The 21,189-nt window shown below is 73.7% G+C and carries 26 protein-coding genes; 11 read left to right on the plus strand and 15 right to left on the minus strand.

The window, feature by feature from the left end; translation table 11 throughout:
• Window positions 1-13 precede the first annotated feature (13 nt).
• Complete coding sequence (locus tag CLT75_RS31050) at window positions 14-1,726, minus strand: Na+/H+ antiporter (protein WP_135243638.1); 1,713 nt, start codon at window positions 1,724-1,726, stop codon at window positions 14-16.
• Between the two features lie 64 nt (window positions 1,727-1,790).
• Between CLT75_RS31050 and CLT75_RS31055 the strand changes: the two genes are divergently transcribed.
• Window positions 1,791-2,528, plus strand: coding sequence for a Clp protease N-terminal domain-containing protein (locus CLT75_RS31055; protein ID WP_135243639.1), 738 nt, complete (start codon window positions 1,791-1,793; stop codon window positions 2,526-2,528).
• A 48-nt stretch (window positions 2,529-2,576) separates the two neighbouring features.
• Here CLT75_RS31055 and CLT75_RS31060 read toward each other — a convergent pair whose 3' ends face one another.
• Together CLT75_RS31060 and CLT75_RS31065 are read right to left on the minus strand one after the other, a co-directional pair.
• Window positions 2,577-3,095 carry a hypothetical protein gene (locus tag CLT75_RS31060; RefSeq protein ID WP_135243640.1) on the minus strand — a complete coding sequence of 173 codons (519 nt, stop codon included), beginning with the start codon at window positions 3,093-3,095 and terminating at the stop codon, window positions 2,577-2,579.
• 105 nt (window positions 3,096-3,200) lie between these two features.
• Window positions 3,201-3,386, minus strand: coding sequence for a DNA repair protein (locus CLT75_RS31065; protein WP_135243641.1), 186 nt, complete (start codon window positions 3,384-3,386; stop codon window positions 3,201-3,203).
• Between the two features lie 229 nt (window positions 3,387-3,615).
• Here CLT75_RS31065 and CLT75_RS31070 point away from each other — a divergent pair, with 229 nt between their 5' ends.
• Window positions 3,616-4,281, plus strand: a complete 666-nt coding sequence (locus CLT75_RS31070; protein ID WP_209310411.1) for a GNAT family N-acetyltransferase — start codon at window positions 3,616-3,618, stop codon at window positions 4,279-4,281.
• Between the two features lie 183 nt (window positions 4,282-4,464).
• Here the strand turns inward: CLT75_RS31070 and CLT75_RS31075 are convergent, their stop codons facing one another.
• The 4 genes from CLT75_RS31075 to CLT75_RS31090 form a co-directional block, all read right to left on the minus strand.
• Complete coding sequence (locus CLT75_RS31075; RefSeq protein WP_135243643.1) at window positions 4,465-5,166, minus strand: TetR family transcriptional regulator; 702 nt, start codon at window positions 5,164-5,166, stop codon at window positions 4,465-4,467.
• Entirely contained in the window at window positions 5,105-5,587 is a 483-nt protein-coding gene (locus CLT75_RS31080; RefSeq protein ID WP_135243644.1) for a DCC1-like thiol-disulfide oxidoreductase family protein, read from the minus strand. The genes CLT75_RS31075 and CLT75_RS31080 overlap by 62 nt, the downstream gene beginning before the upstream one ends.
• Window positions 5,584-6,018 (minus strand): hypothetical protein, encoded by a 435-nt coding sequence (locus CLT75_RS31085; protein WP_135243645.1) that lies wholly within the window; start codon window positions 6,016-6,018, stop codon window positions 5,584-5,586. The genes CLT75_RS31080 and CLT75_RS31085 overlap by 4 nt, the downstream gene beginning before the upstream one ends.
• 122 nt (window positions 6,019-6,140) lie before the next feature.
• On the minus strand, window positions 6,141-7,595 hold the full coding sequence (locus CLT75_RS31090; RefSeq protein ID WP_135243646.1) for a glycoside hydrolase family 3 N-terminal domain-containing protein: 1,455 nt from the start codon (window positions 7,593-7,595) through the stop codon (window positions 6,141-6,143).
• Window positions 7,596-7,719: 124 nt separating this feature from the next.
• Between CLT75_RS31090 and CLT75_RS31095 the strand changes: the two genes are divergently transcribed.
• The gene (locus CLT75_RS31095) at window positions 7,720-8,925 is read left to right on the plus strand and encodes an ROK family transcriptional regulator (protein WP_135243647.1); all 1,206 of its coding nucleotides are present in this window, start codon (window positions 7,720-7,722) and stop codon (window positions 8,923-8,925) included.
• An 85-nt stretch (window positions 8,926-9,010) separates the two neighbouring features.
• Here CLT75_RS31095 and CLT75_RS31100 read toward each other — a convergent pair whose 3' ends face one another.
• Window positions 9,011-10,021: an ABC transporter permease subunit gene (locus CLT75_RS31100; RefSeq protein WP_135243648.1), complete on the minus strand. Its 1,011-nt coding sequence runs from the start codon at window positions 10,019-10,021 to the stop codon at window positions 9,011-9,013.
• Window positions 10,018-11,022: an ATP-binding cassette domain-containing protein gene (locus tag CLT75_RS31105; RefSeq protein WP_135243649.1), complete on the minus strand. Its 1,005-nt coding sequence runs from the start codon at window positions 11,020-11,022 to the stop codon at window positions 10,018-10,020. Before CLT75_RS31105 ends, CLT75_RS31100 begins: the two co-directional genes overlap by 4 nt.
• A gap of 132 nt (window positions 11,023-11,154) precedes the next feature.
• On the opposite strand from CLT75_RS31105, the gene CLT75_RS31110 reads away from it, so the two are divergent.
• A complete protein-coding gene (locus CLT75_RS31110; protein WP_135243650.1) occupies window positions 11,155-11,994 on the plus strand; it encodes an ABC transporter ATP-binding protein in 840 nt (279 codons plus the stop codon).
• Window positions 11,995-12,010: 16 nt separating this feature from the next.
• Window positions 12,011-12,907, plus strand: a complete 897-nt coding sequence (locus tag CLT75_RS31115; RefSeq protein ID WP_135243651.1) for a ribokinase — start codon at window positions 12,011-12,013, stop codon at window positions 12,905-12,907.
• Window positions 12,908-12,910: 3 nt separating this feature from the next.
• Here CLT75_RS31115 and CLT75_RS31120 read toward each other — a convergent pair whose 3' ends face one another.
• A complete protein-coding gene (locus CLT75_RS31120; protein WP_135243652.1) occupies window positions 12,911-13,681 on the minus strand; it encodes a hypothetical protein in 771 nt (256 codons plus the stop codon).
• Between the two features lie 66 nt (window positions 13,682-13,747).
• Entirely contained in the window at window positions 13,748-14,227 is a 480-nt protein-coding gene (locus CLT75_RS31125) for a DUF6232 family protein (RefSeq protein WP_135243653.1), read from the minus strand.
• Window positions 14,228-14,285: 58 nt separating this feature from the next.
• On the opposite strand from CLT75_RS31125, the gene CLT75_RS31130 reads away from it, so the two are divergent.
• Window positions 14,286-14,717: a nuclear transport factor 2 family protein gene (locus CLT75_RS31130; protein ID WP_135243654.1), complete on the plus strand. Its 432-nt coding sequence runs from the start codon at window positions 14,286-14,288 to the stop codon at window positions 14,715-14,717.
• On the opposite strand, the gene CLT75_RS31135 is transcribed toward CLT75_RS31130, so the two are convergent.
• Window positions 14,663-15,226, minus strand: coding sequence for a DUF6232 family protein (locus CLT75_RS31135; protein WP_135243655.1), 564 nt, complete (start codon window positions 15,224-15,226; stop codon window positions 14,663-14,665). The two genes, CLT75_RS31130 and CLT75_RS31135, sit on opposite strands and share 55 nt — an antisense overlap.
• 131 nt (window positions 15,227-15,357) lie before the next feature.
• Here CLT75_RS31135 and CLT75_RS31140 point away from each other — a divergent pair, with 131 nt between their 5' ends.
• Window positions 15,358-16,131, plus strand: coding sequence for an enoyl-CoA hydratase-related protein (locus tag CLT75_RS31140; RefSeq protein WP_135243656.1), 774 nt, complete (start codon window positions 15,358-15,360; stop codon window positions 16,129-16,131).
• Between the two features lie 70 nt (window positions 16,132-16,201).
• Entirely contained in the window at window positions 16,202-17,824 is a 1,623-nt protein-coding gene (locus tag CLT75_RS31145) for an acetolactate synthase (protein ID WP_135243657.1), read from the plus strand.
• Window positions 17,825-17,879: 55 nt separating this feature from the next.
• Here CLT75_RS31145 and CLT75_RS31150 read toward each other — a convergent pair whose 3' ends face one another.
• Genes CLT75_RS31150 through CLT75_RS31160 form a run of 3 tightly spaced genes read right to left on the minus strand, consistent with a single transcriptional unit; the run spans window position 17,880 to window position 18,984 of the window.
• On the minus strand, window positions 17,880-18,275 hold the full coding sequence (locus CLT75_RS31150) for a PLD nuclease N-terminal domain-containing protein (protein WP_135243658.1): 396 nt from the start codon (window positions 18,273-18,275) through the stop codon (window positions 17,880-17,882).
• Between the two features lie 26 nt (window positions 18,276-18,301).
• The gene (locus CLT75_RS31155) at window positions 18,302-18,601 is read right to left on the minus strand and encodes a DUF202 domain-containing protein (protein ID WP_135243659.1); all 300 of its coding nucleotides are present in this window, start codon (window positions 18,599-18,601) and stop codon (window positions 18,302-18,304) included.
• Window positions 18,598-18,984: a DUF202 domain-containing protein gene (locus CLT75_RS31160; protein ID WP_135243660.1), complete on the minus strand. Its 387-nt coding sequence runs from the start codon at window positions 18,982-18,984 to the stop codon at window positions 18,598-18,600. Before CLT75_RS31160 ends, CLT75_RS31155 begins: the two co-directional genes overlap by 4 nt.
• Window positions 18,985-19,025: 41 nt before the next feature.
• On the opposite strand from CLT75_RS31160, the gene CLT75_RS31165 reads away from it, so the two are divergent.
• From CLT75_RS31165 to CLT75_RS31175, 3 genes are all read left to right on the plus strand, one after another.
• Complete coding sequence (locus CLT75_RS31165) at window positions 19,026-19,823, plus strand: GNAT family N-acetyltransferase (protein ID WP_135243661.1); 798 nt, start codon at window positions 19,026-19,028, stop codon at window positions 19,821-19,823.
• Window positions 19,824-19,825: 2 nt separating this feature from the next.
• A complete protein-coding gene (locus CLT75_RS31170) occupies window positions 19,826-20,230 on the plus strand; it encodes a hypothetical protein (protein ID WP_135243662.1) in 405 nt (134 codons plus the stop codon).
• A gap of 176 nt (window positions 20,231-20,406) precedes the next feature.
• Window positions 20,407-21,186, plus strand: a complete 780-nt coding sequence (locus tag CLT75_RS31175; RefSeq protein ID WP_121685873.1) for an electron transfer flavoprotein subunit beta/FixA family protein — start codon at window positions 20,407-20,409, stop codon at window positions 21,184-21,186.
• Window positions 21,187-21,189 lie beyond the last annotated feature (3 nt).

Consider the following 21,189-nt stretch of genomic DNA (forward strand, 5'->3'; position numbering starts at 1 on the left):
GCCGGGCCCGAGGTCAGCCCGGCGCCCGCTTCGGCAGCAGCAGCTCCTCGTGGTCGAGTTCGCGTTCCAGCACGCGTAGTTCCTCGTCCGGCAGCCGGCCGGAGTCGCGCCACCGCAGCAACTCCTCCCGCTGCGCTTCGAGGACGGTCCGGCGGACCCGCAGCGCCGTCTCGTACTCCGGTGAGGTGGGCAGCTCCGACGATCCGCTCTGCTCGATCAGGTCGAGCCGACCTCGGTAGCGGGCCAGCCGGGTCTGCAACTGGGCCCGCGTGGTGGCGACGGCGACCCTGCTGTCCGGCTCCTCGGCGGCGACGGTGTCGAGGCGGGCCAGGGCGGCCTCCACCGCGGCCGAGCGGGCCTCGTTGCGTACCCGGGCCTGGTCGGCCTCGTTGGCGCGCAGGCCGAGCATCCGCACGAGCGGCGCGAACGTCAGGCCCTGCCCGACCAGCGTCACCAGGACGACCACGAAGGTGCAGAACAGCAGCAGGTCGCGATCGGGGAAGGGGTCTCCGCTGCGGGTGGTCAGCGGCAGCGTGAAGATCGCGGCGAGGCTGATCACGCCACGCGTACCGGACCAGCTCAGGGCCACCACCTCGCGGGAGGTCAGCCCGCGGGCGTTGCGGTCGACGCCGCCGAGCCGGCGTGCGGCGTCAGGGTCGTCGGTGTCGTCCTGTTCGGCGACGCCGCCGAGCCGGGTGTGCAGCGACCGGGGGAGCCACTGGGTGAGGATCAGCCAGGCGGGGCGCAGGAGCAGTACCACGCCGACCGACACGGAGACGGCGATGACGATCGTCGACGTCTCGTACTGGCGCAGGCCCCGCATGACGGCGGGGAGCTGCTGGCCGATCAGCAGGAAGACGAAGCCTTCGAGGAGGAAGTCGACGAGCCGCCACACGGCGTTGGTCTGGAGACGGGCGGCTCCGGAGCCGAACTGCGGCGTCTGATGGCCGACGATCAGGCCGGCGACCACCACCGCCAGTACGCCGGAGACGTGCAGCGCCTCGCCGAGCAGGTACGCCACGAACGGTGTCGCGAGCGAGATCGCGTTCGACAGCAGCGGGTCCGCGGTGAGCGGCCGGACCAGCCGTTTCGCCCGGGCGACGACCACGCCCACCGCGATGCCGCCGGCCGCCGCCAGCACGAACTGCCCGATCGCGGCGGGGAACGAGAACGTGCCGCCCACGGCGGCCGCCACCGCGACGCTGAGCATGGTCAGCGCGGTGGCGTCGTTCAGCAGCCCTTCGCCCTGGATGATCGTGACCATCTTCGGCGGCAGGTTGACCCGGCGGCCCACGGCCAGGGCGGCGACCGGGTCGGGCGGAGCGATCGCGGCGCCGACAGCGATGCCCGCGGCCAGCGTCGCGCCGGCCACGAACAGGTGGAACCCGACGCCCACGAGCAGTCCGGTGAGGAGCACCAGCACCACGGAGAGGCTGACCACGATCCGCAGGTTGCGGCGGATGTCCAGCAGGGAGGAGTCCAGCGCGGCGCTGTAGAGCAGCGGTGGCAGCACGACCATGAGCACGAGGTCGGGGTCGAGGCTGACGTTGGGGCCGGGGAGCAGCGCGTACGCGATGCCGATGAGTGGCAGCAGCGCGGCTGCCGGCAGGCCGGTCCGGGAGGCCACCCACCGCACGGCGATGACGACCGCGACGGCGGCGAGCACGAACAGCAGTGTCGAATGGGTGCTCACCCCGACCGACAGTACCCGCGTCGAGATCATCATGCGACGCGGACGGTGCCGTCAACCGAGGGTTGACGGTCGAGGATCGTCAACCTATGGTTGACGCATGGAGGAGACCGAACCGCTCAAGATGACCCAGCCGGTACGACTCGACGACCTCATCGAGGGCATCAAGAAGGCGCACACCGACGCGCTCGACCAGCTGGCCGGCGCCGTTCTCGTCGCCGACCACCTGGGCGACGTGGCCGACCACCTGATCGGGCACTTCGTCGACCAGGCGCGCCGCTCCGGCGCCTCGTGGACGGAGATCGGCCGCAGCATGGGCGTGACCAAGCAGGCCGCCCAGAAGCGCTCCGCCGCCAAGGCGGAGACCGCCGCCGCGCTCGACCCGAACTCCGGGTTCGGCCGGTTCACCCCGCGCGCCCGCAACGTGGTGCTGGCCTCGCAGGAGGAGGCGCGGGCCGCGGGCAACGCCGAGATCACCCCAGGGCACGTCGCGCTCGGACTGCTCGCCGAGCCGGAGGGGCTGGCCGCCGCGGCGATCGTGGCTCGAGGCGTACCCCTGGAGCGGCTGCGGGAGGTCGTCACCGCGACGCTGCCGGCGAAGGCCGACCCGGTCCCGGACCTGATCCCCTACGACGCACGGGCCAAGAAGGTCCTGGAACTGACCTTCCGGGAGGCGCTGCGGATGGGGCACAACTACATCGGTACGGAGCACATCCTGCTCGCCCTGCTGGAGGAGGAGGGCGACGACGGCGTGCTGCGCGGCCTCGGCCTGGAGAAGTCCGCGCTGGAGTCGGCGTTCGAGGCGGCGCTCGCCGAGATCAGCCGGAAAGGGGCCTGACCCCGCGCCGGGCACGCGTCACGGGGGCGCGTGCCCGGCGTCCGGGTGTCAGTCGGCGGCAGGGAAGCCGTACCGGGCGGCGTGCTCCGGGTCGGCGGGGTCGACCTGGCGGATGCCGGCGTCGGCCAGCCGCTTGTTCACCTCGTCGAGGTGCTCCCGGACCAGCCGGGCCTCCTCCTCGGTGACCCGGCCGCGGTGCGGGCGCCCGGCGTGCTCGATGGTGCCGTAGTCGATCTTCTCGGTGGCGCGGCGGGCCTTCGGCGGCTTGACCCGCTCGGCGGTGCGCAGCAGTTGCGCCATCGGCACGTCGGTCGCCATCGCGTCGAACTCGCTGGCGGTCAGCACCACCCGGCGCGGCTCACCGTGGCCGTGCCGGTCGTGGATCTCCACCACCGCGACGTCGAGCGCCGCGTCGTCGATGCTCTCCACCTCGACCGCGGTGGCGTCCAGCTGCACGGGGCCGGCGACCAGGTCCGGGTGCTCCAGGACGACGACCTTGACCACCTCGTCGTCGGGGCTGAGCACCTGACCGGTGAAGTCGGAGACGTGGATCGTCTTCTTGCCCATGCGCGGAGCTTCTCCTGTCGTAGGCCGGAAATCGGACCACAAGACGCTACCGCACAGGTGTGCGAAGGCCGGTACGCCGCCCGGCCGGTGTGTCGCCGCCCGCCCTCAGAGCGGCGTGAGGCCACGCCAGGAGGCGGTGCCTGCCGGTTGCGCGTTCAGTTCGGCCCAGGAGAGTCCCCGGTCGCGGGCCTCGCGGTACGCCGGCTGCGCCGGGAACCGTCCGGCGTCTGCGGCGGCCCGCCAGCCGCGCTCCGGGTCCTGCTGGAATCGGTCATTCGGTTCGTGAGGCATGACCACTACCGTCCCAGAGAAACTTGTCCATGTATGAAAATGAATATGACGCAGGGTCGATGCCTTCGGTTCCGTGAAGCGCCGGAGTTCCTGCGGCCGGTGGCGGAAGCAGGGATCGGCGTCCGTCGCTGGCGTGCCGACCCTCTACCCGCCTGCCGCGCGTCTCAACCCCGGCGCGATCGCGGAATTCGGCGGACACCGGCGCGGCGTCCCGGCGTACCATGATCACGTGCTCGACCGGCGGGTCTTCCTTCATCTGGCGACCTGGTTGGGGCAGTGGCCGGCGGGCCCCGGGCTGCACGTGGTCCGGTCCTACCGCCGCGCCCGCCCGGCCTGGGACGGGCGGCTGCGCCCGGCCGTCGCGGTGACAGCGGGCGGCAGCACCGTCCTCTCGGTGGCCGCCGACCGGGTCGAGGCGGTCCGGACGCTGGTACGCGACCGGCCGCTCGGGGAGTGGCTGCCCGACCTGCCGGGCGCGGTCGGCGCGCCCGAGTTCATCGCGCACACCTCGGTCTTCCGCTGGTGCACCGACCCGGCCCCGCTGCCCGAGGTGGGGGAGTGGGTGCCGCCCACGCTGCCCGGGCTGCCACCGTGGCTGCGGCTGTTCGACAGGGAGGTGCTGGTGGTCCGGGGCGCCGACGGCGCGTACCGGGCCGGCGTGGGGATCAAGCGGCACGACGCGTACGGGCACGAGCTGGCGGTGGGCACGGTGCCGACGGCGCGCGGGCGCGGCCTGGCCCGGCGGCTGGTCGCGCAGGCGGCCCGCCGGGTGCTCGACGAGGGGGCGATCCCCACCTATCTGCACGACCCGGGCAACGCGGCGTCCGGCCGGGTGGCCGAGGCGGCCGGCTTCCCGGATCGCGGCCTCACCGCGTTCGGCGTCTTCCCCCGCTGAGCCGGCCCGGATTCCCGGCCTGGCGCGGACCGTGGATCCCGGGCCGGATCCACGGTCCGCTGCTCTCCCTCAGGCCCCGACATCGGTAACGCTATGTGTTAGCGCCTGTGGTCAACAAGGGGGGTGTCACTGTCCGGTTACGGACTCTCACCTGCGTAATCGCTGGCAGGCGCGGCGGCGAGGTCAGTGACGCAGCGTGTGGATCAGGGCGAGGGCCTGACGGGTGACAGGCCGCAGCACGCGCAGCCGGGACAGCCCCACCAGCCGGTCCACGAGCGGCACCACGCCGTCGATGAGCTGCCGGGTCTTGACCTGCCCCTCCGAGCGGTCGTGCACCCAGTAGAGCACCACCCCCATGTAGCCGAGCCAGAGCAGCTCGGGCAGTGCCTCGCGCAGCTCGTCGTCGAGCTTGACGGTGGACCCGGCGAGCGCCTCGCGGAACAGCGCGATGGACATGTCCCGGGGTGCCGACGACTCGGCGGAGAACGGGCTGAGCGGCGAGGTCGGCTCGGCCGCCGTCTTGAAGAAGGCGCCCGCGAACGCGTGGTACGGGCTCAGCACGTCGATGCCCGCGTGCAGCACCCCGGCCAGTCGCGGGCCGAAGTCCCGCTCCCGGGCGAGCACCGGGTCGGCCGCCTCCCGGTGCTCGCGCTGGGTGCCCGCGTAGAACTCCTGGACCAGGTGTTCCTTGGAGCCGAAGTAGTAGTAGGCGTTGCCCACTGCCACGCCCGCCTCCTGGGCGACCGCGCGCATCGTCGTGCGCGCGTACCCGCGCTCGCGGAACAGCCGCATCGCGGTGTCCAGGATCAGCTGGCGGGTCTGCTCACCCCGGGCCGTCGACCCCTGCCCACCCGCAGCGGTCGTCGGCGCACTCTGCTCGGTCATCGTCGTCACCGTATCCCGGTTCCCGGATCCGTTCGCGGACCGCGGAGGCCGCCGCCACCACCCGCCGGGCCAGCGGCAGCAGGTGCGGGCGGGCCAGCCGCTCGGCCGTGCCGCGATGCTCGGCGAGCGCCCAGAGGCAGGCGAACCAGGCGCCGTCGCCGCGGTAGACGGCGCCGGTGTCGGCCACCACCGTCAGGTCGCGCAACGTGGCGTCGTGGTCCAGCGCGGGAAAGCGCCGCCGGGCCTCGGCGGACCCGGCCGGCACGAACTCCAGCGGTACGAGCTGGGCGCGCGAGGCAAGCCAGCGCCGGGCGGCCCGGCACATCGGGCAGTCCGCGTCGAACAGGACGGTGAACCCGCGGATCCCACCGGCCCCGTGCCCGGTGGGATCCTGCGGGTGCCCGCCCGGGGCGGACGTCACCGGGCCGGCGGGTTCGGCCCCGCCGGTACCGGTCCGCCCTGCGGCGGGAGCATTCTGACCGGCGGCAGCGGCGGGTGGGTGGCCTGCTGCCGCAGGCGGCCGCGCCGGTAGCGGCCGAGCGCGAAGACGTTGAAGAAGTGCAGCGCGCCGAGCACCAGCAGGACGAATCCCACCTTCATGGAGAGTTGCTCCAGCGCCTGGCTGGTGTCGCCGACCGGATCGGACTCCTTCATCGCCACCGTGACGTAGCCGAGGTTGAGCAGGTAGAAGCCGACCACCAGCAGGCTGTTGACGGCCTCGGCCAGCCGGCTGTCGGCGAACACGTCCTGCAGGAACACCAGCCCGTTGCGGGACAGTGCCCGTGCCACCCAGACGGTGAGGCCGATGCTCACCGTCAGGTAGGCCAGGTACATCCAGACCTTCACGTCCATCCCCGTAGCCTCTCTTGAACGTGTTCAAATTCAAGGACGCCCTGAGCGTACGACAGATTTTGAACGTGTTCAAGAGTGCGGCCCGCCGCCCTTCCGGGCAGCGGGCCGCGTGGGGGTGCGGGTCAGGCGGTCAGGCCGAGCGCATCGGCGGCGGCCCGGCCGTTGGCGTGACTGGCGCCGTGGGTGGCGACGAACGCGCGCGCGCCCGCCGGCCGCCACGCACCAGGCCAGCCCATCTCGACCACCGTCACCTGATGCGTGGCGGCCAGCGCCTCGACCAGCTCGCGCGCGCCGGGCAGCCGGTGCAGGTGCCGCCCGACCAGCACGACCGGCCGGTCCCCGGCGAGCCGCCGCAACTGCTCCGGGTCGGTCTCGCCCGCCACCGCGCGAGCCTGCTCGACCTCGGCGGCCAGGTGCGGGCCGAGCCCCCACGGCACCCGCCCCTCGGCGATGGTGGAGGTGGCGTGCACCTGCACCACCAGCGGCGCGGTGTCGCGGACGAGGTCGCCCTCGACGCGTACCGCCCGCAGCGCGGCGGCGTAGCCGAGGCCGTCGGCGGCGGGCGGCGGGGCGTCGGCGGGGCCGGTGGCGGCGGCGAGCGCGGCGGTCCGGCCGGCCGCCTCCTCGACCCGCTCGCGCGCCAGCCGGCCGTCGGCCATCGCCGCGACGATCTCGGCGGCGACCGACTCGACCAGTTCGGCGTCCACCCGGGCGCCGATGCAGAGCAGGTCCGCGCCGGCGGCCAGGGCCCGGACCGCGCCCGCGCCGACCCCGCCGGCGGCGAGCACCGCGCCCTTCATCTCCAGCGCGTCGGTGATCACCGCGCCGGTGAAGCCGTACTCGACGCGCAGCAGGTCGTGCAGGACCGCCCGGCTGAACGTGGCCGGGCCGTCGCCGGTCAGCGCCGGCACCCGGATGTGCGCGGTCATCACCGCGCGGACGCCCGCGTCGACCACGGCGGCGAACGGCGGCAGGTCGCGTTCTCGCAGGACGGCCGGCGGCACGTCGACGGTGGGCAGCTCGTGGTGGGAGTCGGCGACGGTGGCACCGTGCCCGGGGAAGTGCTTGGCGCAAGCGGCCACACCGGTCGACTGGAGGCCGGCGACGGCGGCGGCCGAGTGGACGGCGACCCGCTTCGGGTCCGCCCCGAACGAGCGGGTGCCGATCACCGGGTTCTCGTCGGCGGTGTTCACGTCGACGGTGGGGGCGAGGTCGACGGTGATGCCCAGCGCGGCCAGCTCCGCGCCGATCGCCGCGTACACCCGGCGGGTGAGGTCGGGGTCGTCCACCGCGCCGAGCGCGGCGTTCCCGGGGTACGGGCTGCCGGTGGCGTGCGCCAGCCGGGTGACGTCGCCGCCCTCCTCGTCGATCGCGACGATCACGTCGGGGCGCCCGGCGCGCAGCGCCGCCGTGGACGCCGCCACCTGGGCCGGGTCGTGGATGTTGGTGCCGAACAGGGTGTGCCCGGCGAGCCCGTCGGCGAGCAGGTCGACCGCCCAGTCCGGCGGGACCGGTCCCGGGTACGCGGCCAGCAGCGTGCCCAGCGCGAGCCGGCGCAGTCCTGGATCCAGACCCACGAGTATCCCCTTTCCCTGCCGGGTCGTCCGACCTCCGCGGATGAGGGTGGCCGATACGCTAACGGGCGCCCCTCGGCAGGCGTTTTGTGGTTAGAAAACTTTACTGAAAATTGAGGACGACGGCATGAGTGCGACCCGGCTGCCCGGCACCCCCCGACTCCTGCGGGCGCTCAACGATCGTGCGGCGCTGGAGCTGCTGCTCGAACGCGGCCCGCTGACCCGGGCCCGGATCGGTGAGCTGACCGGGCTGTCCAAGGTCACGGCGTCCCAGCTCGTCGAGCGGCTGGAGGAGCGCGGCCTGGTCGCCCGGGTCGGCGAGCAGGCCGGCGGGCGGGGCCCGAACGCCCAGCTCTACGCCGTCCGGCCGAGCAGCGCGTACGTGGTGGGCGTCGAGGTGGGCGCCGAACGGGTGGTCGCCGCGTGCGCCGACATCACCGGCGCGGTGGCCGGCCGGGTCGAGCAGTCCACCAAGGACACCGACGACCCGGTCGGCGTGGTGCACAACGCCGTGGTCCAGGCGGCCGCCAGCGCCGGGGCGGAGCTGTCCGCCGTCCGGCGCGTCGTGCTCGGCACCCCCGGCCTGGTCGACCCGCAGACCGGCGACATCACGTTCGCCTTCAACCTGCCGCGCTGGCACAGCGGCCTGCTCGCCGCGCTGCGCGAGGACCTGGACACCCCCGTCGTGTTCGAGAACGACGTGAACCTCGCCGCGGTGGCCGAGGCGCAGTCCGGCGCGGCCCGGGGCACCGCCGACTTCGTGCTGGTCTGGGTGGACGCGGGCGTCGGCCTGGCCATCATGCTGGGCGGCCGGCTGCACCACGGCAGCAGCGGCGCGGCCGGCGAGATCGGCTACCTGCCGGTGCCCGGCGCGCCCATCCCGCGCGACGTGTCCAAGCGGGCCAAGCCGGCGTTCCAGCAGCTCGTCGGCGCCGACGCGGTACGCGCGGTGGCTGCCGAGCACGGTTTCGCCAGCCCGGAGGCGGCGGAGCAGGGCGTCGCGGCGGCCCGGGCCGCCGAGGTGGTCCGCGCCGCAATCGCCGCCGGCACCGCCGGTGGGCCGATGCTCGACGAGCTGGCCCGGCGGCTGGCGCTCGGTGTGGCGAGCACCTGCGTGGTGCTGGACCCGCCGCTCGTGGTGCTCGCCGGTGCGGTCGGGCAGGCGGGCGGGGCGGCGCTGGCCGAGCGCGTGCAGCACGAGGTGGCAGCGATCACGCTGGTCCGGCCCCGGGTGGTGACCACCGGGCTGACCGAGGAGCCGATCCTGCGCGGCGCGCTGCGGACCGCGTTGGACGCCGTTCGCGACGAGGTGTTCGGCTCGACCGTCGGCTGACTGCGTCGTGCACCCTGGCGCCATGTGAAGGAATCCTTCAGCATGGCGCCAGGGTTCGCAAGGAGTTGCCGGGAGGCGGCTCCGGTCAGATCAGGTCGCGGCGGCGGAACACCGTGAACGCCGCGGCCACCAGGGCGCCGGTGAGCCCGACCAGCACCACCACGCCCGACGTCCAGGTCAGCGTGTAGGAGCCGTCGCAGTAGCCGGAGATCCCGGGGCCGCAGGCGTTGTTGTCCCAGAGCCGCACCTCACCGGACAGCCAGGCCGCCAGATAGCTGGACAGCATGTACCGGTCCGGCCGGCCGACCGCCAGGATCTGGAACACCAGCCGCGCCCCCAGCTCCCACACCACCACGTACGCGGCCACCGTGCCCAGCGCCGCCGAGGTGTGCCGGCCCAGCGTCGCCACGGCGAACCCGAGCGCCGCGGCGAGCAGCACCAGCACCAGCCCGCGTACCCAGATCGCACCAAGCGACGGCCAGAAGTCGCCACCGGTCCGCCCGACCAGGCCGGACGCCTGGCCGATCAACCAGAACGCCCCGAGGTACGCCGCCGACGCCAGCACCGACAGGCCGAGCAGCCCACCCAGCAGCGTGCCGAGCTTCGTGGCGAGCACAGTGGGCCGCCGGGGCCGCCACAGCAGCAGGTTGACCACCCCGCCCGAGTTCAGGTCGGCCCCGATGTAGGAGGCACCGACCAGGAACCCGAACAGCGTCAGGAACGCGATCAGGAAGTAGAGCAGCGGCTCGGCCTCCTTGGCGAAGACGAACACGCCGGTGAGGTAGTCGGCAGCGCTCGGCAGCTCCTCGATCTGCGCCGGGTCGATCTGGGCGCAGTCGCGCGGCAGGTAGTCGTTCTCGCCCGGCGGGAGCGAGCCCTCCCGGATCCGCAGGCAGCGGTCGTACGTCATCTCCATCTGGCGCACGCTCTCCGCCGCCTGCGCCTGGGCCCGGCTCAGCTCCGCCGGGCTCGGCCGGTGCGAACCGGCGAGCGTGGTCACCACTGTCACCGCGAAGGCGACAGCCAGCAGCACCATCATGAGCTGCACGAAACGCCGGGCGGCCAGCCGCTCCAGCTCGGCACGGACCAGGTTCACGCGTCCACCTCCCGGGTCTCCCGGACGTCGAGGTCGATCACTCCGTCGCTCGGCGGCGCGCCGTCGACCTGCCGCGGCACCGCCACGTGCTCGTGGCCGCCGGTCAGCTCCAGGAAGACGCTCTCCAGGTCCGGCCGCAGCGGGACCAGCTCGCGTACCCACATGCCCTGCTCGCCGAGCGTCCGGCTGATCGTCTCCGGATCCTGCACACCGGTCACCACCAGGTGGTCCGGCGCCACCGCCACCGACAGGCCGGCCCGGCCCAGCAGCTCCCCGGCCCGCTCCGGTTCGGCCACCCGGACCCGCCACTGGTGCTGGTCGAAGCCGGCCAGCACGTCCTCCACCGGCCCGTACGCGACCCGCTGCCCCCGGCTCACGATCGTCACGTGGTCGCAGATCAACTGGATCTCGGCGAGGATGTGACTGGACAGCAGCACCGTCACCCCGGCCTCGGCCAGCGACCGGGTCAGGTCGCGCATCTCCCGGATGCCGGCCGGGTCCAGCCCGTTCGCCGGCTCGTCCAGGATCAGCAGCTCCGGGTTCTTCAGCAGGGCCGACGCGACCGCCAGCCGCTGCTTCATGCCCAGCGAGTAGCCCTTGACCCGCTCGTCGCCCCGGTCGCGCAGCCCGACCTGCTCCAGCACCTCGTCCACCCGGCTGGTCGGCACACCACCGGCCAGCGCCAGCAACCGCAGCGTCCGGTGCGCGGTGAAGTTGGCGAAGAACTGCGGGCTCTCCACGATCGCGCCGACCCGGCCGGCCACGTCCGGCAGGTGCTCGGGTGACTCGGCGCCCAGCACGCGCATCCGCCCGGCGTCCGGCCGGACCAGCCCCAGCAGCGCACGCAGCGTGGTGGTCTTCCCGGACCCGTTCGGCCCGAGGAAACCGTGCACCTGCCCCGCCTCGACCAGCATGTCGAAGCCGTCGACGGCGACCCGGCGCCCCTGGCGCAGCGTGTGGAACGTCTTGCGGAGACCGGCGATCTCGATGACCGCGCTCATCCGCGCGCCTTCCGGCAGCGGTCGGGCATGAGTGTCCTTCCGGAAGTGGTGACCAACGACACGGCGCCCCACCCTATGGCGGCGGCGCCGCCCGTGGGGGGCGCCGGGCCGGGTGCGTGATTGGATGGAGCGGTGACTGGTGACCTGATCCCCGGCGCCCCGGGCGCCCCCGCCCCCTCGACCGTGGACGCGGATCTGGTGGTCAGCCTCGACGGGGTCGGCGTCAAGCGTTCCGGCACCGCGCTGGTGCACGACGTCGACTGGCGGGTCGAGCTGGACGAACGGTGGGTGGTGCTCGGGCCGAACGGCGCGGGCAAGACCACGCTGCTCAACCTGGCCGCCGGCCGGCTGCACCCGACCAGCGGCGTCGCGCACGTGCTCGGCGAGCGCATCGGCCGTACCGACGTCAACGAGCTGCGGACCCGCATCGGCCTGTCCACCGCGACGCTCGCCGAGCGGATCCCCGCCGAGGAGCGGGTCGTCGACGTGGTGGTGACCGCCGCCTGGTCGGTGGTCGGCCGCTGGCGGGAGAGCTACGACCGCACCGACGAGGCGCGCGCCGCCGCGCTGCTGCGTCAGCTCGGCGTCGGCCACCTCACCGACCGCACGTACGGCACGCTGTCCGAGGGCGAGCGCAAGCGGGTCCAGATCGCCCGCGCCCTGATGACCGACCCGGAGCTGCTGCTGCTCGACGAGCCCGCCGCCGGGCTCGACCTGGGCGGGCGCGAGGACCTGGTGGCCCGGCTGGCCGAGCTGGCGTACGACCCGGACGCGCCCGCGATGGTGCTGGTCACCCACCACGTCGAGGAGATCCCGCCGGGCTTCACCCACGCGCTGCTGCTGCGCGAGGGTGCCGTGGTGGCGCAGGGCCTGCTCGCCGACGTGCTCACCGCCGACAACCTGTCGAAGACGTTCGGCCTTCCGCTGGTGGTCACGCGGTCCGGCGACCGCTGGGCCGCCCGCGCCGCCTGAGCGACGGGACGACATCGTGCCGCAGACCCGGATCGCCGTCGTCGGCAGCGCCAACATGGACCTGGTCGGCATCGGCGCCGCGCTGCCCCGGCCCGGCGAGACGGTGCTGGGCGACGACTTCGTCATGCTGCCCGGCGGCAAGGGCGCCAACCAGGCGGTCGCCGCGGTACGCGCCGGCGCGTCCTGCGTCTTCCTGGGCGCGATCGGCTCGGACTCGTTCGGCGTGACGTTGCGGGCCCGGATGACAGCGGCCGGCGTGGACACCGGTCACCTGCGGGTGGTCTACGGCCCGTCCGGCGTCGCGCTGGTCATGGTCGGCGGCGCGGGGGAGAACGCCATCCTGGTCACCCCCGGCGCGAACGCCGCGTTCACGTCGCTGACCGCGGACGAGCTCTCCGCCGTACGCGATGCGGACGTGCTGGTCGCGCAGCTGGAGGTGCCGGTCGAGACGGTGACCGAGGCGGCGCTGGCGGCCCGGTCCGCGGGCACCCGGGTGGTGCTCAACGCCGCGCCGGCCCGGCCGGTGCCGGCCGAGTTGCTGGCGGCGACCGACCTGCTGGTGGTGAACGAGCCGGAGGCGCAGGCGCTGACCGGCCGCGGCCGGGACGAGCCGGCGGCGCTGCTGGACCTGGTGCCCCGGGCGGTGCTCACGCTCGGTGGCGACGGCGCCTGGTACGTCGACCGCGACCGGCCCGCGACGCACGTGCCGGCGGTGCCGGTGGACGTGGTCGACTCGACCGCCGCCGGGGACGCGTTCACCGCCGCGCTCGCGGTGGCCTGGGGCGAGGGGCGGGACCTGGCCGACGCGGTGCGCTGGGCGGCGGCTGCCGGTGCGGCGTGCGTGCGCAAGCTCGGCGCCTCAGTGGCGCTGCCGCATCGCGCGGAGATCGACGAGCTGTTCCCGGCCGGCTGAGCCTCAGCCGGCCGGTTCGTCGGTGAGGCGCTCGCCGCGCCGGCGCAGCATGCCGAGCCCGGGGATGCCGGCGACCGCGAGCTTGAGATCACGTGTGACGTCCAGCAGGTCGTGCAGGTCCGGGCCGACCCGGTCCAGCGTGGCCAGGATCGGCAGCACGTCCGAGGTGAGATGGTCCTTGAGCTTCGGCAACTCGTCCACGAGCCGGATCGCGGCGGTCACCTCCTCCGGGCTGAGCTGCTCCACGAACCGCGCGGCCATCGGCGCGGCCCGCCGCAGCGTCGCCTCGTACGCGGCCAGCAGCTCGTTCGCCACGCCGGTCGCCTTCTCGGCGGTCGCGAGCGTGCCCGCCGCCCGCGCGGTCACCGTCTCCGCCTCGGTCACCACACCGGCCGCGGTCCGGGCCACCCGGTCGGCCTCGCCGACCACCGTGGCCGCCGCCTCGGAGACCCGCTGCGCCTCGCCGACCACCACAGTCGCCGCGGCGGCCACCTCGGTCGCCGTGTCGATCGCCGCGGTGGCGGCGGCGCTGATCACCGCCACCTCGCGGACCGCCGTCTCCGCGTCGGTGAGCACCCGGTCGGTGCGGTCGAGCGTGCCCTCGATCCGGTCCACCACCCCGTCGATCCGCCGGACCAGCGCCTCCACCTGGTCGAGGACGGCGAAGGCGCGAGCGGGCACCGAGGCCACCGTGGCGGCCGAGCCGAGCGCCTGGTCCACTGCGGTACGGGTGAGGCCGAGCAGGGCGCCGGGCCGGGGGAGAGGGATCGCCATGACATCCAGTGTGCGGCGTCGCGGCCAGTGCCGCCCGACGAGGTGGCTGCCGCGGGCCGGGTCAGGTCACCGCCGGTCGCCCTGCTCCACGGCGCGTTGCACGGCCCGGTAGATCTGCCCGAACCGTAGCGCGTCGGGCGTACGGACCAGCATCGTCTCCCGGCCGTGGTGCTGCACCCACAGCTCGTGGACCCGGTTGCCGCGCTCGTAGGAGCGGTCCAGCCAGCCGAGCGGCACCTCCAGGAACGGGGTGAGCGCCAGTCCCACCACCACGAACGCGGCCAGGATGATCAGGGCCAGTTTCCACTCGCCCCGGTCCTGCGCGGACCAGGCCAGCGAGAGCACGCAGACCACCGCGACGAGGGGTGGCAGCGACAGCAGCAGGACCAGCACCCCGCGGCCCAGCACCCGTCCCCGGACGGCGAGCGTGGTGGTGCCGCGCGCGTGCCAGACGTACGTGACGTCGGCGAGCGCGACCACCTGACCGCCCGCGTGGATCGCCTCGGAGGTGACCTGCACGGCGTCGTCCCGGTAATAGAGGACCATGAATCAGCCTAACCACGTATGTCGACACCGGACGGTCGAGCGCCGGTAGGGTGACGGCATGACGGACCGGAACGGGGCCGGAACCGGCGGCGACGAGCAGGCGCGCAACGTCGAGGTGGTCCGGCGTTACCTGCGCACCTTCGTCACGAAGGACCTGGCCGAACTGGCCGAGGTGGTCGACGAGGACGTGCAGATCTACGGCTCCGGCACCGCGGTCCGCGGCCGGCGCTATCCCGAGGCGGCCGTCTCCTCGCCCGGCCTGACCGTGATCGACCAGGAGATCCGGGAGATCTTCGCGGCCGGAGACCGGGTGGTGGTGTCGCTGGCGCAGACGTACCGGCGGGACGCGACCGGGGCGACCACCGTGCAGAGCGCCTGCAAGATGTACCGCCTGGCCGGCGGCCGGATCGTGCAGTTCTGGGGCGAGCAGGACACCTACGGCCTGTTGCGCGGGCTGGGCCTGCTGCCGGACGAGCCGATCACGTTCTGACCGGGCGTGGCGGGCCCGGTCGCGGTACGACCGGGTTCCGGACGGCCCGGCGCGGGCGGCAGGCTCTCCATGGCCCGCTGCACCGCCCGGTAGACCTGCCCGAAGCGCATCGCGTCGCGGGTGTGCAGCAGCCGCACCGGCCGGCCGCGCCACTGCGCCCACATCTCCATCTCCCGGCTGCCCCGGGCGTAGGAGCGGTCCAGGTGTTCGAAGAGGAAGTCCGCGAGCGGCCCGACGGCGAGGCCGACCAGCACCGAGACGCCGACGATCGCGATGGTGACCACCGCCGAACGCTGGAGCCACACGGCCAGCGCGATGCCCAGCACGGCGGCCACCAGCGGCCCGGCGAGCGCGGCCCCGATCGCGCCCCGCCCGGCGAGCACCCGCCAGGAGCGCTCGCCCCGCCGGTGCCACACGGTGGTCAGTTCGGCCAGCGGGTAGCTGCGCCCGTCCACCCGTACCGCGGTGGAGGTGACCTGGACGGAGCGGTCGTCGTAGTAGGTGATCATGGCCTCACTCCCGGTGGCGGGGCGGCGGCGACTCCGGCGACGACCTGGGGAGTCGCCGACACCACACTGTCTACCCCAACGAGGCGAGTCGTAAGGTTGGCACGCGACTTCGACGAGGAAGTGAGGGCAGCGTGAGCGAGTTCGTCAGGCTGGAAGTGAAGGACGGCATCGGCACCATCCGGCTGGAGCGGCCGCCGATGAACGCGCTCAACACCCAGGTGCAGGAGGAGTTGCGCGCCGCCGCGTCGGCGGCCACCGCCGACGCCGAGGTCCGCGCCGTGATCGTGTACGGCGGCGAGAAGGTCTTCGCGGCCGGCGCGGACATCAAGGAGATGGCCGACATGTCCTACGTGGACATGGCGGAGCGCGCGGCCGACCTGTCCAGCGCGCTCGGCGCGATCGCCCGCATCCCCAAGCCGGTCGTCGCCGCGATCACCGGGTACGCGCTCGGCGGCGGCTGCGAGCTGGCGCTGGCCTGCGACTGGCGGATCGTGGCCGAGGACGCCAAGCTCGGCCAGCCGGAGATCAAGCTCGGCATCATCCCGGGTGCCGGCGGCACCCAGCGGCTGGCCCGCCTGGTCGGCCCGGCCCGCGCCAAGGACCTGATCATGACCGGGCGGATGGTCGACGCCGCCGAGGCGCTACGGATCGGCCTGGCCGACCGGGTGGTCCCGGCCGCCGAGGTCTACGACGCCGCGGTGGCGTACGTGAAGCCGTTCCTGACCGGGCCGGTGCAGGCGCTGCGTGCGGCGAAGGCGGCTGTCGACGGCGGTCTGGACATGGACCTCACCTCCGGCCTGGCCTGGGAGAGCCAGCTCTTCGCGGCGCTGTTCGCCACCGACGACCGGCGCGAGGGCATGGCCGCGTTCGTGGAGAAGCGCAAGCCGGGCTTCACCGGTCGCTGACGCGAGAGCTGTTCACATCCGCGATACCGGCCAGTAGCGTGACCCCGGTCGGTCGACGAAGGGGAATGGCATGACGGAGCGGATCGAGGGCCACGGCGGCGATCTGGCACTCGCGGCACTACGCGCGCACGGCGTACGGGAGATGTTCACGCTGTCCGGCGGGCACGTCTTCCCGCTCTACGACGCCGCGCACAAGGCGGGTTTCCCCCTCTACGACGTGCGGCACGAGCAGTCCGCGGTGTTCGCCGCCGAGGCGGTGGCCAAGCTCCAGCGCCGCCCCGGCCTGGCCGTGCTCACCGCCGGCCCCGGCGTCACCAACGGGGTCTCCGGCCTGACCAGTGCGTTCTTCAACGCCTCGCCGGTGCTGGTGCTCGGTGGGCGGGCGCCGCAGTTCCGCTGGGGCTCGGGCAGCCTCCAGGAGATGGACCACCTGCCGCTCGTCGCGCCGGTGACCAAGCACGCCGAGACGGTGTTCAGCGCCGACGACATCCCGCGCGCCGTGTCGGCGGCGCTGACCACCGCGCTCACCCCGCACCGCGGCCCGGTCTTCCTGGACTTCCCGCTGGAGGCGGTCTTCTCCGTCGGTGACGCCGACCTGCCGGCGGTCACGCCGCCGGCCCCGATCGAGCCGGACCCGGACGAGGTGGCGAAGGCGGCCCGCCTGATCGCCGGCGCGTCCCGGCCCGTGATCATCGCCGGTTCCGACGTGTACGCGGGCGACGCCGTCGACGCGCTGCGCGCCGCCGCCGAGTCGCTGCGGGTGCCGGTGTTCACCAACGGCATGGGCCGGGGCGCGCTGCTGCCGGAGCACCCGCTCGCCTTCGCCAAGGCCCGCCGGGTCGCGCTCAAGGGCGCCGACGTGGTCGTGGTGATCGGCACCCCGCTGGACTTCCGGCTCTCCTTCGGCGACTTCGGCGACGCCCAGGTGGTGCACGTCGTGGACGCGCCGAGCCAGCGGGCCGGGCACGTGCAGCCGGCCGCCGCGCCGGCCGGTGACCTGCGGCTGATCCTCGGTGCGTTCGCCGACCACGCCGGTGACCGGGCCGACCACGCCGACTGGATCGCCGAGCTGCGGACCGCCGAGGACGCGGCGAAGGCCCGAGACGCGGAGGAGATGGCCGCCGAGAGCGACCCGATCCGCCCGGCTCGGATCTACGGCGAGCTGCGCAAGGCGCTCGCGCCGGATGCCATCACGATCGGCGACGGCGGCGACTTCGTCTCGTACGCCGGGCGGTACCTGGAGCCCGCCCAGCCCGGCACCTGGCTCGACCCCGGCCCGTACGGGTGCCTCGGCACCGGCATGGGCTACGCGATGGGTGCCCGGGTCAGCCACCCGGACCGGCAGATCTGCGTGCTGATGGGCGACGGCGCGGCCGGCTTCTCGCTGATGGACGTGGAGTCGCTGGTCCGGCAGAAGCTGCCGGTGGTGATCGTGGTCGGCAACAACGGCATCTGGGGGCTGGAGAAGCACCCGATGCGGGCGATGTACGGCTACGACGTGGCCGCCGACCTCCAGCCCGGCCTGCGCTACGACAAGGTGGTCGAGGCGCTCGGCGGCGCGGGTGAGACGGTGGAGAAGGCCGCCGATCTCGGGCCCGCGCTGGGGCGCGCGTTCGACTCGGGCGTGCCGTACCTGGTGAACGTGCTGACCGATCCCGCGGACGCGTACCCCCGTTCGTCGAACCTGGCCTGACCACGGCGCGTGCGGGCCGTCCGCCGGGTGACCGGCGGGCGGCCCGCGGCGCGTCTCAGACCTCGGGGCGGTCCCTGTCGTCCGGGCGGCGCAGTTCCTCCTCGCGGCGGCGCAGGTCCTCCTCCCACAGCCGCAGCCGTTCCTGGTCCTCGCGGCGGGACCGCTCGTCGAGCGAGGCGAGGAACTCCGGGTCGTCGTCGGGGGCGAGCGGCCGGCGGGCGGGCGCGGCGGGACGGGCCGTGCCGGTGACGCCGGCGGTCCCGGCCGGGCGCTCGCGGCCCACGAGGAACCAGGCGATCGAGCCGACCAGCGGGAAGAAGAGAATGATCAGCACCCAGATCATCCGGGGCAGCGCCTTGACCTTCTCCTCGTCGGCGGAGAGGCAGCTGATCAGCGCGCACACGGCGAGGACGATCTGGACCAGGAAGAGCAGCACGTAGAGGCGGGCCATGCCTCATGATGGCTCACCGCCGCTCGTCAGCGCACCCCACCGAGCACGTGCGCCACTCCGAGCACCGCCAGTCCGGCCGCGCCGAGCGCGGTCAGCGGCACCGACCATCTGTCGAACCGGCGCGGTCCGGTGCCGGTGGCCCGGTGCCACGTCACCACGAGCACGGCGAGCCAGACCACCACCGCGAGCCCGGCCGGCGCCGCGTCCGCGGGCCGGCCGCCGAACGCCGGCCGGAGCTGGAGCAGCAGCACCGCGGTGAGCGTGAGCAGCGTCCGCCGCCACGCCAGCCGGGTGCGCTCGGGTTGCAGGCCGGGGTCACGGGTCACCGCGCGCCGCCCACCAGCACGGCGGTCACCAGCAGCAGCGCGCCGACCGCGACGACGAGCGCCAGGACGGCCGGGAAGCGGGACGCGGGCAACTCCTCGTTCAGCCGCATGGCGCGTTCGGTGCGCGCCCAGTGGTCGACCGCCCGGATCGAGACGGTGGCGCCGAGCAGCAGCAGCGCGACCGCGAGCGCCTCGCGCAGGTGGGCCAGGCGCAGCGGCGGCAGGAACTGCGCGGCGGCCAGCCCGCCCGCCACCAGCGCGAGACCTGTCCGCAGCCAGGCCAGGAACGTCCGTTCGTTCGCCAGCGAGAAGCGGTAGTCCGGCGGGGTGCCGACCGAACGCAGCTCACGCGGGTCGAACCAGCTCTTGATCGACTCCCACACGCTGCCGATTATCCGCTTTGCCCCGCGCCTAGCCTGGGGGGATGACCGATCTTGACGCGCGCGAGCTGCGCGACGCCTACGACAGCCAGATCCGACCGGAGCTGCCGGACCCGCTGCCGGCCGGGGTGACGGTCGAGCGCGACGGCCCGCTGTTCCGCGTGCTCGGCCTCGACCACAGGGGCTTCCTCACCTACCGGACGCTCGACGGGCTGGCCGGCACCGACCTGGACGCGCTGATCGCCCGGCAGGTCGAGGTCTTCCGCGCCCGGGGCGAGGCGGTCGAGTGGAAGCTCGCCGGTCACGACGAGCCGGCCGACCTGGCCGACCGGCTGCGCGCCGCCGGGTTCGTCCCGGAGGACCAGGAGACAGTCGTGGTCGGCCCGGTCGCGCCGCTGGCCGCCGCCGTCCCGGTGCTTCCCGAGGGGGTACGCCTGCGCGAGGTCACCGGCCGGGCCGACCTGGAGCGGATCGCCGCCATGGAGGAGGAGGTCTGGCACGACGACCGCAGCCGCCTGGTGACCGGGCTGGCCCGGGAGATCGAGGCCGACCCGCAGTCGATCACGATCGTGGTGGCCGAGGCGGGGGAGACGGTGGTCAGCGCGGGCTGGATCCGCTACCAGCGGGGCACCGGCTTCGCCAGCCTCTGGGGCGGTTCGACGCTGCCGCAGTGGCGCAAGAAGGGCATCTACCGGGCGCTGGTGGCGTACCGGGCGCGGCTGGCGCAGCAGCGCGGCAAGACGTTGCTGCAGGTGGACTGCTCGCCGGACAGCCGGCCCATCCTGGAGCGGCTCGGGCTCGTTGCGGTCACCACCTCCACGCCGTACGTCTACACTCCGTGATCATGGAGCGGTTGACGGCGGACGAGCGGCTCACCCTGAAGACCGGCGCGTTCGGTGCCGTCTTCCTGGTCTCCAACGCCGTACCGGGGGTGCTGGCGATGGTGCGGGAGAGCTTCGCCGCCTCCGGCGCTCTCGGCGAGGTCGGGGGCGTGGTCAAGGAGGCGCTGACCACCGGGCCGCTGCCGCAACTCCCCCGGGACTCGGTCCTGGAGGTCGAGTCGGTGGTGCTGCCCGCGCTGGGCCGGTCGGTGGAGATCCTGCGCGCCAAGTCGCCGGGGGACGTCGAGACGTACCGGTCGGTGGTGCTGGACGCGGCGGAGCGGGTGGCGCAGGCGCACCGGGGGATCGAGCCGGCCGAGGCGGCGGCGATCGAGAAGATCCGGCAGGCGCTGGCCGAGCCGGCGTGACGGTGGTGAGTTGCGTCACTCCGGGCCGCCGGGGTGGCCATGCTACTTGCGGGTAACATTGCCTCGTGGGGAAGTGCACAGCTGCCCGCGGTTGACCCACGTTGCGTCACGCGGGAGGCTGCGCCCGTGACCGGGCGAGTGATCGCTACACCAAACAGGAGGGTCGTCGAAGCGCGATGAACATCGTCGTACTCGTCAAGCAGGTGCCCGATTCGGGCGCGGACCGCAACCTGCGTTCTGACGACAACACCGTCGACCGCGGTTCGGCGAACAACGTCATCAACGAGATGGACGAGTACGCCATCGAGGAGGCGTTGAAGATCAAGGAGGCGCACGGCGGCGAGGTCACCATCCTGACCATGGGTCCGGACCGGGCGACCGAGTCGATCCGCAAGGCGCTCTCCATGGGCCCGGACAAGGCCGTCCACGTCGTCGACGACGCCCTGCACGGCTCCTGCGCGGTGGCCACCTCGAAGGTGCTCGCCGCCGCCCTCGGTCAGCTCAACGCCGACCTGGTCATCTGCGGCGCCGAGTCGACCGACGGCCGGGTCCAGGTCATGCCGCACATGATCGCCGAGCGGCTGGGCGTGGCCGCCCTGACCGGCGCGCGCAAGCTCACCGTCGACGGGTCCAGCCTGACCGTCGAGCGGCAGACCGAGGAGGGCTACGAGGTGGTCACCGCCTCGACCCCGGCCGTGGTCTCCGTCTGGGACACCATCAACGAGCCGCGCTACCCGTCCTTCAAGGGCATCATGGCCGCCAAGAAGAAGCCGGTGCAGACGCTCTCCCTGGGCGACCTGGGCGTGGCCCCGGCCGAGGTGGGCTTCGACGGCGCCACCAGCGCCGTGGTCGAGCACTCCAAGCGCCCGCCGCGCTCCGGCGGCGAGAAGATCACCGACGAGGGCGAGGGCGGCGTGAAGCTGGTCGAGTTCCTCGCCACCGAGAAGTTCGTGTGAGAG

This window comes from Micromonospora sp. CNZ285 (assembly GCF_004637285.1).